Origin of the sequence: Paracoccus sp. SY (assembly GCF_002901215.1) — a bacterium.
Classification (GTDB): domain Bacteria; phylum Pseudomonadota; class Alphaproteobacteria; order Rhodobacterales; family Rhodobacteraceae; genus Paracoccus; species Paracoccus acridae.
This window is the reverse complement of record NZ_NWMQ01000125.1, coordinates 1-1,780: the sequence shown is the minus strand read 5'-3', so window position 1 is coordinate 1,780 and position 1,780 is coordinate 1. Positions and strand designations below refer to the sequence as shown.

Genomic DNA, 1,780 nt, shown 5'->3' with positions numbered 1-1,780 from the left:
CGATCCAGGCCAGGTTCGGGCGGGTCATTGTCACGGCATCCATCCCGGAAAGTCACGAAAGCGTTTTCCCGACCCTAGCGTGCCGTCGGGCGGGGGGCAACGCCGCCCCCCGCCCTTCTCATCACATATTCGGGTAGTTCGGCCCGTCGCCGCCCTGGGGGGTGGTCCAGTTGATGTTCTGGCTGGGGTCCTTGATGTCGCAGGTCTTGCAATGGACGCAGTTCTGGAAGTTGATCACGAAGCGCGGGCCATTGGCGTCCTCCACGACCTCATAGACGCCGGCCGGGCAGTATCGCTGCGCGGGCTCGGCATATTCGGGCAGGTTCACCCGGATCGGGATCGTGGGATCCTTCAGCTTGAGGTGGCAGGGCTGGCTTTCCTCGTGGTTGGTGAAGGAGAAGGCCACGTTGGTCAGCCGGTCGAAGGACAGCTTGCCGTCGGGCTTGGGATAGTCGATGGGCTTGAAGTCGGCGGCCTTGCCGGTGGCCTCGGCATCCGTCTTGCCGTGCTTCCACCCGCCCAGGATGTTGCGCCCGGTCAGCCCCGCGCCCCACATGTCCATGCCCCCCAGGATCAGCGAGGGCCACAAGCCATAACGCGACCAGGCGGGCTTGACGTTGCGCACCTTGCGCAGGTCCTGGCCGATGGCGCCGGTGCGCACGGCGGTGTCGTAATCGCTCAGCCGGTCGCCCTCGCGGCCCGCGGCGATGGCCGCCGCCGCCGCTTCCGCCGCCTCGATGCCCGAGATCATGGCGTTGTGGTTGCCCTTGATGCGCGGCACGTTGACCATGCCCGCCGAACAGCCCAGCAGCACGCCGCCGTCGAAGCTCAGTTCCGGCAGCGACTGGTAGCCCCCTTCGGAGATCGCGCGGGCGCCATAGGAGATGCGCTTGCCGCCTTCCAGCAGTTCCGCCACCATCGGGTGGTGCTTGAAGCGCTGGAACTCCATGTAGGGATAGAGATACGGGTTCTCGTAGTTCAGGTGGACCACGAAGCCCAGCATCACGAGGTTGTCCTCGTAGTGATAGATGAAGGAGCCGCCGCCGGCGTTCCTGCCCAGCGGCCATCCCATGGTGTGGACCACCCGGCCCTGCTGGAACTTCGAAGGATCGACCTCCCAGATCTCCTTCATGCCGAGGCCGTATTTCTGCGGCTCGTGGCCCTCGGAAAGGTTCAGGCGGTTGATGATCTCCTTGGCCAGGGACCCGCGCACGCCCTCGCCGATGAAGACATACTTGCCGTGCAGCTCCATGCCGGGCTCGTAGTTGGGGCCGGGCGTGCCGTCCGACTGCAGCCCCATCTCGCCCGCGACCACGCCCTTGACCCGGTCGCCGTCCCAGACCACCTGGCTGGCCGCCATGCCCGGAAAGATCTCCACGCCCAGTTCCTCGGCCTGCTGGGCCAGCCAGCGGCAGACGCTGCCCATCGAGACGATGTAGTTGCCGTGGTTGTTCATCAGCCGCGGCATCGGCCAGTTGGGCACCCGCACTTGGCCCGCCTCGCCCAGGACATAGAAGTTGTCGTCGGTGACGGCGGTCCTGACGGGGGCGCCGCGCTCCTTCCAGTCGGGGATCAGCCGGTTCAGCCCGATCGGGTCCAGCACCGCCCCCGACAGGATATGCGCGCCGACCTCGGACCCCTTCTCCAGCACCACCACCGACAGGTCGGGGTCGATCTGCTTCAGCCGGATCGCCGCGGACAGACCCGACGGCCCCGCCCCCACGATCACGACGTCATACTCCATCGACTCGCGGGCAGGATGATTGGTGTCGGTCATGGC

1 protein-coding gene is annotated in these 1,780 nt (G+C 66.5%); it reads right to left on the bottom strand.

What is annotated here, in order from left to right:
- Positions 1–121: 121 nt before the first annotated feature.
- The gene (locus CK944_RS22005; protein WP_103175163.1) at positions 122–1,777 is read right to left on the bottom strand and encodes an electron transfer flavoprotein-ubiquinone oxidoreductase; all 1,656 of its coding nucleotides are present in this window, start codon (positions 1,775–1,777) and stop codon (positions 122–124) included.
- Positions 1,778–1,780 lie beyond the last annotated feature (3 nt).

Excerpts from the sequence above, each read along its gene's own strand:
- CK944_RS22005 (WP_103175163.1), bottom strand. The coding sequence starts at position 1,777 with ATGACCGACACCAATCATCCTGCCCGCGAGTCGATGGAGTATGACGTC.